This window comes from Reyranella sp., assembly GCF_965249915.1.
Taxonomy (GTDB): Bacteria; Pseudomonadota; Alphaproteobacteria; order Reyranellales; family Reyranellaceae; genus Reyranella.
The window spans coordinates 1,717,310-1,730,111 of sequence record NZ_OZ252257.1 but is presented as its reverse complement, the minus strand read 5'-3'; the positions used below and the strand labels follow the sequence as shown (position 1 = coordinate 1,730,111).

The window sequence follows — 12,802 nt, the reverse complement described above, 5'->3', positions numbered from 1 at the left end:
CAGGTTCGTAACGACGATCTGACCGGAGGTTTCGATGATCAAGGGTCTGCACCACAACGCCTATCGCTGCCGTGACTCGGAGGAGACGAGGAAGTTCTACGAGGACTTTCTCGGTCTCCCCCTCGTCCACACGCTCCTGATCGAGCAGACGAAGACCGGCCGCACGACCGGCGCCGGCGTGCTGCACACCTTCTTCCAGCTCGACGACGGCTCCTGCCTCGCCTTCTTCGAGGCGCCGGACATGCCGTTCGCCTTCAAGGACCAGCACGATTTCGACCTCCACATCGCCCTGGAGGTCGAACCCGAGCATCTCGAGCGAATGTTCGCCAAAGGAAAGTCGGAGGGCCGCGAGGTCCGCGGCGTCTCCGACCATCATTTCATCCGGTCGATCTACTTTCGCGATCCCAACGGCTACGTGATCGAACTCGCCGCCAAGGTCCCGGGACAGGAATCGGCGATGGACCCCACGAAGAATGGGGCGCGGGCCAAGCTCGCCGACTGGCAGGCACGCAAGCCCGCTTCATCGGCAACGGCCTGAGTGCATCTTCCGAGGCGTCAGCCGAGGTTGCGGCGGTAGAGCGCGATCAGACGCTCCCAGTGCCGCTCGGCGGCCGGCTTGTCGTAGCACCAGCGCTGCGGGAAGGCGAAGCCATGGTGCACGGTCGGCTGGATCTCGAGTTCCCCTCTCGCGCCGGATTTGTCGAACAGCGACTTCAGTTCCTTGACCATGTCGGGCGGCGCCAGCTCGTCATGCTCGGCGCAGGAAATGTAGAGTTCCCCCTTGGCCTTGCCCAGGGTCAGATGCGGACTCTCGACCGCATCGCTCACCAGCCAGGTTCCATAGAAGGACGCCGCCGCCGCAATCCGGTCCGGGAAGCGCGCGGCCGCTGCCAGCGAGTACGGGCCGCTCATGCAGTAACCATGGGTACCGACCGGCCCCTGCTTCGATTCCTTCTGGGCATCCGCAAAGGCGATCATCGCGGCCACGTCGTCCATGACCGGCGGGATCGTCATCTTGGTGCGGACCGAGCGCATGCGGGCGTGTTCGGCGCTGCCATGCTTCAGCACGTCCGGCCCGTACTTCGTGTCGGTGCCGGCGCGGTAGTAGAGGTTGGGCAGCATCACGTAGTAGCCGACCGTCGCCAGCCGGCGCGCCATGTCATAGAGCTCCTCGCGGATGCCCGGCGCATCCATCAGGAACAGCACCGGCGGATACGGTCCGCCCCGCTCCGGATGGCAGATGAAGGTCTCCATCGCCCCGTCCCGGGTTGGGATGTCCAGAATTTTCTCGATCATGGGATGTCTCCTCCGCCTTGCAGATTACCGGCGCCTTGATAGGCTTCGCTCAATAACAAAGCCTAGGGAGAGAGACGATGAGACGGAACCTGTTCAGCACGGCCGCATTCTGCCTTGCGGCCTGGGCGCTGCCGGCGGCGGCCCAGCTTTCCGACAATACGGTCAAGATCGGCGTCGCCACCGACCTGTCGAGCCTCTATGCCGACATCAACGGTCCCGGTGCGGTGCTCGCCACCCAGATGGCAATCGAAGACTTCGGCGGCTCCGTGCTCGGCCAGAAGATCGAGTTCGTCTCCGGCGATATCCAGAACAAGGCGGATGTCGCGGCGACCACGGTGGGCCGCTGGTTCGACAACGAAAAGGTCGACATGGTGATGGGCGCCGGCGCCTCCTCGTCGTCGATCGCGGCCGGCCGCGTCGCCGGCGACAAGAAGAAGATCTTCATCGCACCGGATCCGGCCTCGTCGGACCTCACCGGCAAGCTCTGCAATCCCTACATGATCCATTGGGTCTACGACACGACGGCTCTGGCGAACGGCACCGGCTCGGCGGTCGTCAAGGCCGGCGGCAAGACCTGGTTCTTCCTCACCGCCGACTATGCCTTCGGCTATGCGCTGGAGCGCGACGTCTCCGCCGTCGTCAAGAAGGCCGGCGGAACCGTGGTCGGCGGCGTCAAGCACCCGATCAACACCAACGATTTCTCGTCGTTCCTGCTGCAGGCACAGGCCTCGAAGGCGCAGATCATCGGCCTGGCCAATGCCGGCGGCGACACGATCAACTCGATCAAGCAGGCCTCCGAGTTCGGCATCGTCAAGGGCGGCCAGAAGCTCGCGGGCCTGCTGGTCTTCATCTCCGACATCCATTCGCTGGGACTCGAGCGGGCGCAGGGCCTGAACCTGACCGAGGCGTTCTACTGGGATCTCAACGACCAGACGCGGGCCTTCTCCAAGCGCTTTGCCGCCCGCTTCAACGGCAAGATGCCGACCAGCGCGCAGGCCGGCTTCTATTCGGCGACGCTTGCCTACCTGAACGCGGTCAAGTCGACCGGCACGGACGATGCCGACAAGGTGATGGCCGCGATGAAGGCCGCCAAGTGGGACGATCCCCTGTTCGGCGCCAGCTACGTCCGCCAGGACGGCCGCAAGATGCACAACATGTATCTGTTCGAGGTGAAGAAGCCCTCCGAGTCGAAGGGCCCGTGGGACTATTACAAGCTGCTGGCCACCATCTCCGGCGAGGAAGCGTTCCGGCCGCTGGCCGACAGCGAGTGCCCGCTGGTCAAGAAGAACTGAACCGGGAGTCCGAAATGGCCGAGCAGTCGAACCTCTATGTCGGCGTCGCCGGCTATTTCGGGAAACCGGACCACAAAGGCCGTGTCGGTATCTTCCGCCGCGGCACCGCGGGCGGCGACTGGCAGCATGTGCTGGGCGCCGTCCAGGCCTTCACCGTCTCCGTCCATCCCCAGAATCCGGAGATCGTCTTCGCCGGAACCAACGACGGCGTGTGGCGCAGCACCGATCGCGGCGCCACCTTCCGCCGGACCGCCTTCCCCGACGCCGGCCGGCAGGTCTGGTCCTTCCTGGTCGACTCCCGCGATCCGGACCGGGTATTCGCCGGCGCCTCGCCGATCGGCGTCTATCGCAGCGACGATGGCGGTGCGTCCTGGCGGGCCCTTCCCGATCCGTCCATCGATACCCACTGCACGGGACCGTTCGCGTCCCGGGTGATGCGGCTGGTGCAGCATCCCAGGCGCCACGACGAGCTCTACGCCGCGCTCGAAATCAACGGCGTCATGCGCAGCATCGATCTCGGCCAGACCTGGACCGATTGCAGCGCGGGCCTGCTGAAGCTCGCCGAGCAGGAGCATCTCAAGAGCCGGATCGTGAGCGACACGACGGCCGAAGGCATGCTTGACGGTCATGCCGTCACCATCAACCCGGCCGATCCCGACGGGCTGTGGCTGGCCGTGCGCATGGGCCTGTTTCGCAGCGGCGATCAGGGCCGCACCTGGAAGGACATGGAGGTCGGCCGCTTCTCGCCCACCACCTACGGCCGCGACATCCGCGTCTCGCCCGTCGAATCCAACACCCTCTACTCCGCCCTCTCGGTCGCCGCAGCGAGCCAGGATGGCGGCCTCTATCGCAGCGAGGATGGCGGTGAGAGCTGGACGCGCTTCGACAAGGTCGAGGTGCACGGCACCATCATGTCGATCGGCCTGCATCCCACCGATGCGGGACAGGTCTATATCGGCGCCCGCTACGACGGCGAGGTCTTCGGCACCCGCGATGCCGGCCGGACCTGGCAGGCCATGCCCCTCCCCGGCGAAGTCCAGCACATCTATTCGCTGGCGTGCGGGTGATCATCGGAGCACGCCACTCCAGTGGCGCAATCATGATCATGAGCGCCACGGGAGTGGCGCGCTCCCATGAGACTATTTCGACTGGGCCGTGACGTCGTGCGGCGGTGACGCGGATACCGGCGGCGCGTCCTTCGTGCCGCCACGCCGGCCGACCGATTTGCGGGTTCTCGGGTATGACATGAAGGCGGTCGCCGAATGCGTCGTCAGGCGAGACGAGCGGTCGGGCGAGTGGCTTGATGGTGCGTCAACGCGCTGAACCGTATCCATAAAACGGGGCAAGCCATTGTTACATGGTTGCCACAACATCTTCCAAAAGTCCGCTCGGGTTGTATTCAATCTGGCGCTGCATTTCCACTGAGGATAATCAGGAGTTGCTTAAGCACCGCACCAGACATTTTCCGGTAGCGGAAATTTGGGGAGATTAAAATTATGAAGAAGACTCTAGTCGTCGCTGCTGCAGTGTTCTCACTGCCGCTGGCCGCGCAGGCCCAGTCCTTGCAGCCCGGGGGTGTCTACATTGGTGCCGAAGGCGGTCTCAATTGGATGCTGAACAGCACCTTCACCGGAACTCTCACGGTTCCGCCGTTCGGATCGGCAAGCACGCAGCTCAACGCAAATTACAACACCGGTTGGCTTGCCGGCGGCGTTATCGGCTACGACTTTCTGGGGCCTCGTGTGGAGCTCGAAGGCGTTTACCGCAGCAACTACGGTACCGTAAGCATACCGGGGGCCGGCGGCGGCACTAACTCCAATGTCGATCAAATATCGGTCATGGCCAACGGCTACTATGATTTCATGGCCGGCCAGATGTTCGTTCCGTATGTGGGTGCTGGCGCTGGTGTCGCTTTCCTCACGGCTGGTGCCGCCGGGGGCACGGCCAACGCCACGGCGTTTGCGTATCAAGCAATGGCGGGCGTGGGCTGGAATATCGATCCTCAGATCCGGCTCAATCTGGAAGGCCGTTACTATGGTACGACCGCTCCCAACTACAACTACTCGGGCAGAGTGGCGGGTTTTCCGTTCCAATTGAACGGTACAGTGCCGAATAACAACTTCAGCTTGATGGTGGGCCTGCAGCTCAAGTTCGGCTCGGCACCGGCTGCTCCGCCGCCGCCGCCGCCGGTCGTTGCGCCGCCGTCTTTCATGGTGTTCTTCGACTGGGATCGCTCGAACCTGTCGGCTCAAGCCCTGACCACGATCAAGCAGGCTGCCGGTGCCTACAAGGCAAAGGGCAACGCCCGCATCACGGCAACCGGTCATACCGACACGTCGGGCACCGAGGCCTACAACATGGCGCTGTCGCTGCGTCGTGCGAACGCCGTCAAGGACGCCTTGGTTCGCGAAGGCGTGCCGGCGACCGCGATCGCGGTGGTTGGCCGTGGCGAGCAGGGTTTGCTGGTCCAGACCGGCCCGAACGTCCGCGAGCCGCAGAACCGCCGCGTCGAAATCGTCATCCAGTAACAACCTGCTGTTGACCCAGCACCAGACCGTCCAAAGCACTGGCCTGTCGTTGGAAAGTCGGGGGAGCGGCCGGGTAATTCCCGGCCGTTTCTTTTTTTGACGCCCCCTTCGCGCAACCAGTATTCCGAGTGAACTTCGTCGCGACGGGCCCGCTTGGATGTCGGCGGCTTGCCTCCTAAGCCGCGAAGAAGATTTCGTCGACTCGCGACATCGCAGGCTCGATTCGTTTCAATACCTGCGCCCCGGCTTACACGCGACAGCGACGCGAGCCATATCTTTGCGGCCGGTGCAGCATCCCCGGTGCCCCGAACTTTACGCCGCGCTCGTTGGCGTGCGGTGATCATCGGAGCGCGCCACTCCCGTGGCGCGATCATGATCATGAGCGCCGCTGCAGTGGCGCGCTCCCATGAGACTATTTCGACTGGGCCGTGACGTCGTGCGGCGGTGACGCGGATACCGGCGGCGCGTCCTTCGTGCCGACCAGAAGGCTCCCGAGATCGCGCTGGCGGCCGGTGTCGATCCTGACCGCCGCTGTCATGCCGGCACGCAGCGGCGGTTCACCGACATGGGGCAGCAGCCGCAGCTTCACCGGCAGGCGCTGCACGACTTTCACCCAGTTCCCGCTGGCATTCTGCGGCGGCAGGATCGCGAACTCCGCGCCGGTGGCCGGGCTCACGCTCTCGACCAGCGCTTCCCAGGTCACGTCGGGATAGGTGTCGAGCACCACGGTGGCCTTCTGCCCGACCTTCACGTGGGTCAGCTCGGTTTCCTTGAAGTTCGCCTCGACCCAGGGCCGACTCAGCACGACCAGCGAGAAGAGTGGCGTCGCCGCCCTGACCTGCTCGCCCTGCTGCAGCCGCATGTTGACCACCACGCCGTCGACCGGCGCGCGGATCGTCGTGCGGGCGAGATCGAGCGCCGCGCGCTCGCGGGCCGCCGTCTTCTCCCGCACCAGCGGATGGGCCTCGACCGCCAACTCGGGATCGCCGTTCAGCGCCGCCAGCACCCGCCGCAATTTCTCCCGCGCGGTCGACACGCGATCCGCCGCGGCCCGCGCGTCGTTCTGCGATTCGTCGCGCTTGCTGGCCGACGCCACGCCCTTCTGCGCGAGTTCCTCCTGGCGCTGGGCCTGGCGCTGGAAATAGTCGGCGCGCGCCTCGGCATCGGCCAGTTCGGCCACCGCCTCCCGCCAGATGCCGCGCAGGTTCTCGACATGGGCCCGCGCCGAATCGAGTTCGGCCTCGGCGCTGTCGAGCGCCAGACGAAACGGGCGGGACTCGATGGTGAACAGTTGGGCGCCGGCCTCGACGGACGCATGGTCGCGGGTCAGGACCCGGCGGACCTGGCCGGACACTTCGGGCGCGATCTGGACGATATGGGCCTTCACATAGGCATTGTCGGTCGAGACATAGCGTCCCCCCGACAGCCACCACCAGCCCGCGCCGCCGGCGGCCAGCAACGGCACCGCCAGCAGCAGCACCAATCGCAGGACGGGTACCGGGCGGCGGCTCATGTTCCGTGCGCCCCCGCCATGGTCTGGAGTCGGCCCTTCACCCGCGCCGCGAACCGCGTGAACTGCTCGCGTTCGATCGCGGAGAGCGGCGCCAGCGCATCGTCGACCGTGGCCTCGGCGATCGCCCACATATTCTTGTGCGCACGGCGGGCGTCGGCGGTGAGAAACAGGCGATTGATGCGGCGGTCGTCGCTGTCGGCGCGGCGCTCGACCCAGCCGTTCTTCTGCATGCGGTCGATCATGCGGCCGGCGCTGGCACGGTCGATCTCGAGCATGTCGGCGAGTTCGGTCTGGCTGGCGCCGGGCCGGCGATAGAGCCGGGTGAGCACCAGCCACTGGGCGCGGGTCAGGCCGATGTCACGCACGCGCCGGTCGAACACGGTGCGGATCAGGCGCGCAACGTCCGATAGCACGTAGCCGATATATTCGTCGTCGTCGGGACCCAAGGCGGCTCGCTCGAGATTGTTGTCTAGGCTACAATAGCCCAGGCCATGAGTTCAAGCGCCACCACCGCCGACGCCGCCCCGCCTGCTGCCGATGAGGTCGAGACCTCGCTCGGCAAGCGCATCCTGATTCTCGTCATGGTGGTCCTGGGCTCGACCCTCTACGCCACCACCCTGCTGATAGCCTCGACCCTGCTGCCGCAGATGCAGGGCACCATGTCGGCCACCCAGGACGAGATCGCCTGGGCCATGACCTTCAACATCCTGGCCACCGCCGTCGCGACGCCGATGACGGGCTGGCTGGCGGCGCGCTTCGGGCGGCGCGAGACCATGATCTGGTCGGTGCTGGCCTTCACACTGACGACCCTGATGTGCGGCCTGGCCGATTCGCTGGAGACGCTGATCCTGTGGCGGGTCCTGCAGGGCGCGCTGGGCGCCCCGGTCATCCCGCTGTCGCAGACCATCCTGCTCGACACCTTCCCGAAGCGGCAGCAGGGCCTCGTGACGTCGATCTTCGGCATGGCCGTCGTCATCGGCCCGGTGATCGGCCCCACCGTCGGCAGCATGCTCTCCGAAATCTATAGCTGGCGTTGGGCCTTCTACATGATCGTCCCCGTGGGCGTGATCTCGTTCATCGGGCTGCGTCTCACCCTGCCCTATGACCGGCCGACCGGCCGCACCCGCCTCGACTGGACGGGCTTCCTCTCGCTCTCCGTCGCCATCGCCTGCGTTCAGCTCGTCCTGTCGCGCGGCCAGCGGCTCGACTGGTTCGACTCGATCGAGATCCAGATCGAGGCCTTCATTGCCGTGGTCTCGTTCTGGATCTTCCTTGCCCATAGTCTCACGGCGGAACGGCCGTTCCTGAACCTGAAGCTCCTGCTCGACCGCAACTATGCGCTCGGCCTCGTCCTGGTGCTGATCTACGGCATGCTGAACTTCACGCCGATGGTGCTGCTGCCGCCGCTGCTGCAACAGCATGCCGGCTTCCCCGATTCGCTGATCGGCGAAGTCATCGCGGCGCGCGGCGTCGGTGCCACCATCGGCTTCTTCCTCGCCATTTTCGTGGGCCGCATGGATCCGCGCATCGGCCTGATCGCGGGGTTCCTGCTGCAGACCTTGTCCGGCGTTTGGCTGATGGCGATCGATCTCAATGTCGACATGAACACGCTGATGCTCAACAGCCTGCTGCAGGGTGTCGCTGTCGGCGTGATCTGGGTGCCGCTTACCCTGGTCACCTTCTCGAACATGAGCGGTGCCAACCTGGCCGAGGGCACGGCGGTCTATCACCTGCTGCGCAACATCGGCTCCAGCTTCTTCATCTCGATCTGCGTCGCCGAGATCGTGCGGGCGACCAGCACCAACTACAGCCGCATGGTCGAGCTGGTGAATCCCTACAACAAGGCACTGGCCCTGCCCTGGGTGACCGGCGGCTGGGACTACGAGACGGTGTCCGGCCTTGCGAAACTGTCGAAGGAGATCAGCCGACAGGCGGCCATGATCGGCTACATCAACGCCTTCGGCCTCTATACGGCCTGTTCGGCGATGGCGATTCCGCTGATCCTGCTGATCGGCCGGCGGGCCAGAAGATGACGGAGGCGCGCGCAATCGCCTGTGACCGCGCGCCGAACATCCGGGATCCGCGCCAATAAACAAAATAACCGAAATAAACGAAACAAACGAAGCCGATGTCGCACCCCTGGATCGGGCGTCGATGTCGCAACAATATTGCGCGTAGACGTCTCCCCAGAGACCCAATTGAAACGCCTCACCCCCGCGCCGCCGATCGCGCTTCCTGATAGGTCGCCCGCGCGATCCTCGCGGCCTTCAGCGCCGCCTCGCGCCGATCCGTGGCGCGGTCGTCGAGCACGTAGAGCAGGCCCGCGAAGAAGATGAAGGCGCCGCCCAGGATGTAATAGTGCCAGGCCTCGAGGTAGAGGCGGAACGTGACGACGATCAGCGGCACGGGGATGAACACCAGGGCGAACCGGATCCACGAGGCGCGATTGTAGGCCCGCACGGCCGCCCTCGCCTGGTTCTGGCGCGCCCACATCTGGCGTCGCAGGCTTTCGAGATCAGGCCGTCCCTCACCGCTCACGCGTGCGTCCTCCAGCCCGGGCCATCTCGCGCGCGACCAGCCGCGCCGCCGGTCCGCTGCGGGCGGCCGAATCCGGCTTCACCAGATTGCCGATCTCGAAGCGCAGGAGTTGGACCTCCGGATGCAGCACCGCGGCCCGTCGCATCGCCTCGGTACCCAGTACCATCTTGTCGAAGTTCGGTGGCCGCTCTCCCGCGGTGCGCGGATATTCGAGGTCGACCATGGCGGCGAGCGCCCAGGCCTGCCGGCTGACTTCCGCCGCCCGCGGCAGGTAGGCCGCAGCGACGCCATCGAGGATTCCCCGCCCGTTCGCCAACACATCGCGTAGGGCAACGGCATGACCGGCCGCGACCGACATGCCCTGGCCGAACGTCGGATTGAAGCTCGAGATGCAGTCGCCGATCGGCAGCACGCACGGCGGCAGCCCGTCGGCGCGCTCGAAGTGTCGCCATCGCGCCTCGGCGATGCGATAGCGGTGCACCGCCGTCAGCGGCACAGCCTCGCGAAGACGGTCGGCAATGTCGGGCACCGGTAGCGCCGCGGCGTAGGCGCGGAACCCGTCGAGATCGTCCGGCACCCGGTTGTCGAAGCGGCTGCACAAGGTGATCAGCCATTCGTCGTTCTCGACCGGACAGACGAGTCCGTAGCGATCGTCCGGCGGCTGTGGAATGCAGGCGATGAACCGGCGCTCGCCACGGAAGCCGGCCGGCTTGGCGAAGCGGGCCGAGCTGTAGCTCACCTCGATTCCGAGCACCGTCTCGGGGACCACCGTATGCGCCAGCAGCCTGTTGCCTCGGCCCGTCGCAATCACCGTCAGGTCGGCATCGGACGGAAGCGCCTCGACCGCCGTGCGATCGCGGATCACGATATTGCCGAGTCTGAGAACCTGACGTCGCAGCGCCTGCTCGAACGCCGGGCGACTCATCATGAGCTGGCTGTGCCCGAGGTCGCGCGCCGCGTGCCAAGCATCCCGCTCCCAGATCGAAACATCCTCGGTCTGCCGCACCTCGGTCGCGCCGGCCGCCAGAAGCGCCGAGCGCGTCCCCGGCATCAAACTCTCCAGGGCGAGTTCACCGCCCTTCAGCAGGGTATGCACCTGCAGGTCCTGCGGAACGCCCTTTCGCGGATGCGGCGCGTCCGGAAGGTCGTCCTTCTCGAAGACTTCGACCGTTTCGAAGAACGATGCGAGCGCCGCCGCCGCCGCGAGGCCTGCGATGCCGGCTCCGACGATGACGGCGCGTGCGCCCAGCCTGCCCCCGGTTATCATGCGGCAACACTAGACGGTAACGGGAGGTTTCACGACATGAAGTCGGTCACGCGACGCACGACGATCACGACCCTGCTGGCTGCCTTGCCTGCCGGCCACGCCTTCGCGCAGGCCGCCTATCCCGACAAGCCGATCCGCCTTGTCGTGCCCTTCGCCCCGGGCGGCAATGCCGACCTCACGGGCCGTCTCTTCGCCGAGGCGCTGGCCAGGCGGCTGGGTCAGCAGGTGATCGTCGAGAATCGCGGCGGTGCCGGTGGCGCGATCGGTGCCGAGGCGGTCGCGAAGTCGCCGCCCGACGGTTACTCGCTGGTCCTGGGCTCGACCGGCACGTTCCTCGTGAGCCCGCGCATGACCGGCGGCAAGCCGCCCTACACGCTGGCGAGTTTCGCACCGGTTGCCCTGCTCAGCACCTCGCCGATGGACATCGTGGTCAACGCCAACAACCCGATCCGCGATTGGCCCGCCCTGCTCGCCTACCTGCGCGCCAACCCGGGCAAGCCCACGATCGGCCACCCCGGCAACGGCAGCACCAACCATCTGGCGTTGCTGCAGCTCCAGAAGGCGCTCGACGTGCGCTTCAACATCATTCCCTACAAGAGCAACGGCCTGGCCCTGAACGACCTGCTGGCCGCCCAGATCGACGCCGTGATCGACCAGGTGCCGGCCTCGATCGGCCATGTCCGCGGCGGCCGGCTGCGCGCCATCGTCGTGACCACCGCGCGCCGTGCCGGCCAGCTACCCGATACGCCGACCCTTCAGGAGATGGGCGTCAAGGACTTCGCCAGCACCACGCCGATCGTCCTCATGGCGCCGGCGGATACGCCGCCCGACATCGTGAAGAAACTGAACGACGCCGTGGCCGGCGCGCTCGGCGATCCTGCCGTGAGGGAGAAGCTGAACGATCTCGGCGCCGAGACCGAATCGCTCTCGCCGCAGCAGCTCACCGCCTTCCTGCAGAAGGAAGACGCCGCGATCGAGGAACTGCAGAAGAGCGGCCTGCTGAAGCCCGAGTAATCGCTACTCGCGCCGCAGCCACGCCGCCCGCATCGGCCGCAGGACCGCGATGCCCAGCACGGCCGCGATGGCGTTTGCGCCCACGGCGAGGGCAAAGACGATCTGCCAGTCGCCCGTTGCCCGCACCAGCGGATCGGACAGCGGGACCAGCATGGCAGCGAAGCCCTTCGCGGTGTGCAGCATGCCGGCATTGGTGGTGGCGTAACCGGACCCGAAATAGTCGGTGCAGGTGGCCGGGAAGAGGCTGGCGACCTCGCCCCAGGCAAAGAAGACCAGGCTGACCAGCAGCACGAACATCACCGGCTCATCGCCCCATCGTGCAAAGGCCAGGATACTCAGTGCCCCGAGCGTGAAGGCGAAGAACATCGTGTTCTCGCGGCCGATATAGTCCGAGAGCCAGCCGCAGAGCGGCCGTGCGATGCCGTTGGTGACCCGGTCGAAGGTCAGCGCGAAAGTCAGTGCCGGGAGAGTCAGGCCCAGCATGCTGACCGGCACGTCGGCCACCCCGAAGTTGCGGGCGATGCCCGCGAGATTGGCGGTGAAGGTCAGCCCGGCCGCCGTCACCAGCAACGACATCACGAAGAGCACCCAGAAGAGCGGTGACCGCAGCACCTCGCCCGGCGTGTGGTCGTGCAGCGCATGCGGCAACCGCTCGGGGATCGCCAGGGCGCTGGCCTGTGGCTTGCGCAGCGCCAGCGCCGCGATGCAGACCAGCACGCCCTGCCCCAGGCCGAACCAGAGGAACGCCGCCTCGTAGCCGTGATGCTCGATCGTATGGTGTATGGGGATGATCGTGAGCGCCGAGCCGATGCCATATCCCGCCACCGTCAGGCCGGCTGCCAGGCCACGACGATCCGGAAACCACTTCAGCGCATTGCCGAGACAGGTGCCATAGACGCATCCCGCGCCGATGCCGCCCAGGGCGGCGCCGAGATAGAGCAGCGGCAGTGAATCGGCGACCGAATTCAGGCCCCAGGCGGCGGCCACGAACACGCCGCCCAGCAGCGCAACCGGCAACGGGCCGAACTTGTCGACGAACCAACCTTCGAAAGGCACGAGCCAGGTTTCACTCAGGATGAAGACCGTGAACGCGACCTGGATGGCCGCGCGCCCCCACTCGTATTTCGCGTTGATCGGGTGCACGAACAGGGTCCAGCCATGCTGAAGGCTGGAGATCATCACCATGCAGACGATGCCGGCCAGGAGCTGTGCCCAGCGATTGGTAAGAGGAGCCGTCATGTCCGCCGATGCACCGTGGTTGTCCCGAAGTGATACAGAATGGACATTGGCGCGGCTAGTTTTCACTGGAAAGATCGGACGAGTTGGGATGCACTGGCGTCCAACGAGCATCATC

12 protein-coding genes are annotated in these 12,802 nt (G+C 65.9%); 6 read left to right on the top strand and 6 right to left on the bottom strand.

Annotation, left to right across the window (positions count from 1 at the left end; translation table 11 throughout):
* The first annotated feature begins 34 nt into the window (after nt 1-34).
* On the top strand, nt 35-538 hold the full coding sequence (locus tag ACP15H_RS08700; RefSeq protein WP_425065804.1) for a VOC family protein: 504 nt from the start codon (nt 35-37) through the stop codon (nt 536-538).
* Nucleotides 539-555: 17 nt separating this feature from the next.
* On the opposite strand, the gene ACP15H_RS08695 is transcribed toward ACP15H_RS08700, so the two are convergent.
* Nucleotides 556-1,296: a dienelactone hydrolase family protein gene (locus ACP15H_RS08695; protein ID WP_425065803.1), complete on the bottom strand. Its 741-nt coding sequence runs from the start codon at nt 1,294-1,296 to the stop codon at nt 556-558.
* A gap of 77 nt (nt 1,297-1,373) precedes the next feature.
* Between ACP15H_RS08695 and ACP15H_RS08690 the strand changes: the two genes are divergently transcribed.
* From ACP15H_RS08690 to ACP15H_RS08680, 3 genes are all read left to right on the top strand, one after another.
* Nucleotides 1,374-2,588 carry an ABC transporter substrate-binding protein gene (locus tag ACP15H_RS08690; RefSeq protein WP_425065802.1) on the top strand — a complete coding sequence of 405 codons (1,215 nt, stop codon included), beginning with the start codon at nt 1,374-1,376 and terminating at the stop codon, nt 2,586-2,588.
* A gap of 14 nt (nt 2,589-2,602) precedes the next feature.
* Nucleotides 2,603-3,655 carry a WD40/YVTN/BNR-like repeat-containing protein gene (locus ACP15H_RS08685; protein WP_425065801.1) on the top strand — a complete coding sequence of 351 codons (1,053 nt, stop codon included), beginning with the start codon at nt 2,603-2,605 and terminating at the stop codon, nt 3,653-3,655.
* A 429-nt stretch (nt 3,656-4,084) separates the two neighbouring features.
* Nucleotides 4,085-5,116, top strand: a complete 1,032-nt coding sequence (locus tag ACP15H_RS08680) for an OmpA family protein (protein ID WP_425065800.1) — start codon at nt 4,085-4,087, stop codon at nt 5,114-5,116.
* 412 nt (nt 5,117-5,528) lie between these two features.
* Here ACP15H_RS08680 and ACP15H_RS08675 read toward each other — a convergent pair whose 3' ends face one another.
* On the bottom strand, nt 5,529-6,629 hold the full coding sequence (locus ACP15H_RS08675; RefSeq protein ID WP_425065799.1) for an HlyD family secretion protein: 1,101 nt from the start codon (nt 6,627-6,629) through the stop codon (nt 5,529-5,531).
* Nucleotides 6,626-7,075 carry a MarR family winged helix-turn-helix transcriptional regulator gene (locus ACP15H_RS08670; RefSeq protein WP_425065798.1) on the bottom strand — a complete coding sequence of 150 codons (450 nt, stop codon included), beginning with the start codon at nt 7,073-7,075 and terminating at the stop codon, nt 6,626-6,628. The genes ACP15H_RS08675 and ACP15H_RS08670 overlap by 4 nt, the downstream gene beginning before the upstream one ends.
* A gap of 45 nt (nt 7,076-7,120) precedes the next feature.
* Here ACP15H_RS08670 and ACP15H_RS08665 point away from each other — a divergent pair, with 45 nt between their 5' ends.
* A complete protein-coding gene (locus tag ACP15H_RS08665) occupies nt 7,121-8,662 on the top strand; it encodes a DHA2 family efflux MFS transporter permease subunit (RefSeq protein WP_425065797.1) in 1,542 nt (513 codons plus the stop codon).
* Nucleotides 8,663-8,837: 175 nt separating this feature from the next.
* Here the strand turns inward: ACP15H_RS08665 and ACP15H_RS08660 are convergent, their stop codons facing one another.
* Together ACP15H_RS08660 and ACP15H_RS08655 are read right to left on the bottom strand one after the other, a co-directional pair.
* A complete protein-coding gene (locus ACP15H_RS08660) occupies nt 8,838-9,167 on the bottom strand; it encodes a hypothetical protein (protein ID WP_425065796.1) in 330 nt (109 codons plus the stop codon).
* Nucleotides 9,157-10,434 carry an NAD(P)-binding protein gene (locus ACP15H_RS08655; protein WP_425065795.1) on the bottom strand — a complete coding sequence of 426 codons (1,278 nt, stop codon included), beginning with the start codon at nt 10,432-10,434 and terminating at the stop codon, nt 9,157-9,159. Before ACP15H_RS08655 ends, ACP15H_RS08660 begins: the two co-directional genes overlap by 11 nt.
* Nucleotides 10,435-10,470: 36 nt before the next feature.
* Here ACP15H_RS08655 and ACP15H_RS08650 point away from each other — a divergent pair, with 36 nt between their 5' ends.
* Nucleotides 10,471-11,448, top strand: coding sequence for a Bug family tripartite tricarboxylate transporter substrate binding protein (locus ACP15H_RS08650; RefSeq protein WP_425065794.1), 978 nt, complete (start codon nt 10,471-10,473; stop codon nt 11,446-11,448).
* Nucleotides 11,449-11,451: 3 nt separating this feature from the next.
* On the opposite strand, the gene oxlT is transcribed toward ACP15H_RS08650, so the two are convergent.
* Entirely contained in the window at nt 11,452-12,687 is a 1,236-nt protein-coding gene (oxlT, locus tag ACP15H_RS08645; RefSeq protein WP_425065793.1) for an oxalate/formate MFS antiporter, read from the bottom strand.
* Between the last annotated feature and the right edge of the window lie 115 nt (nt 12,688-12,802).

Excerpts from the sequence above, each read along its gene's own strand:
- ACP15H_RS08700 (WP_425065804.1), top strand. The coding sequence starts at position 35 with ATGATCAAGGGTCTGCACCACAACGCCTATCGCTGCCGTGACTCGGAG.
- ACP15H_RS08695 (WP_425065803.1), bottom strand. The coding sequence starts at position 1,296 with ATGATCGAGAAAATTCTGGACATCCCAACCCGGGACGGGGCGATGGAG.
- ACP15H_RS08690 (WP_425065802.1), top strand. The coding sequence starts at position 1,374 with ATGAGACGGAACCTGTTCAGCACGGCCGCATTCTGCCTTGCGGCCTGG.
- ACP15H_RS08685 (WP_425065801.1), top strand. The coding sequence starts at position 2,603 with ATGGCCGAGCAGTCGAACCTCTATGTCGGCGTCGCCGGCTATTTCGGG.
- ACP15H_RS08680 (WP_425065800.1), top strand. The coding sequence starts at position 4,085 with ATGAAGAAGACTCTAGTCGTCGCTGCTGCAGTGTTCTCACTGCCGCTG.
- ACP15H_RS08675 (WP_425065799.1), bottom strand. The coding sequence starts at position 6,629 with ATGAGCCGCCGCCCGGTACCCGTCCTGCGATTGGTGCTGCTGCTGGCG.
- ACP15H_RS08665 (WP_425065797.1), top strand. The coding sequence starts at position 7,121 with ATGAGTTCAAGCGCCACCACCGCCGACGCCGCCCCGCCTGCTGCCGAT.
- ACP15H_RS08655 (WP_425065795.1), bottom strand. The coding sequence starts at position 10,434 with ATGATAACCGGGGGCAGGCTGGGCGCACGCGCCGTCATCGTCGGAGCC.
- ACP15H_RS08650 (WP_425065794.1), top strand. The coding sequence starts at position 10,471 with ATGAAGTCGGTCACGCGACGCACGACGATCACGACCCTGCTGGCTGCC.
- oxlT (WP_425065793.1), bottom strand. The coding sequence starts at position 12,687 with ATGACGGCTCCTCTTACCAATCGCTGGGCACAGCTCCTGGCCGGCATC.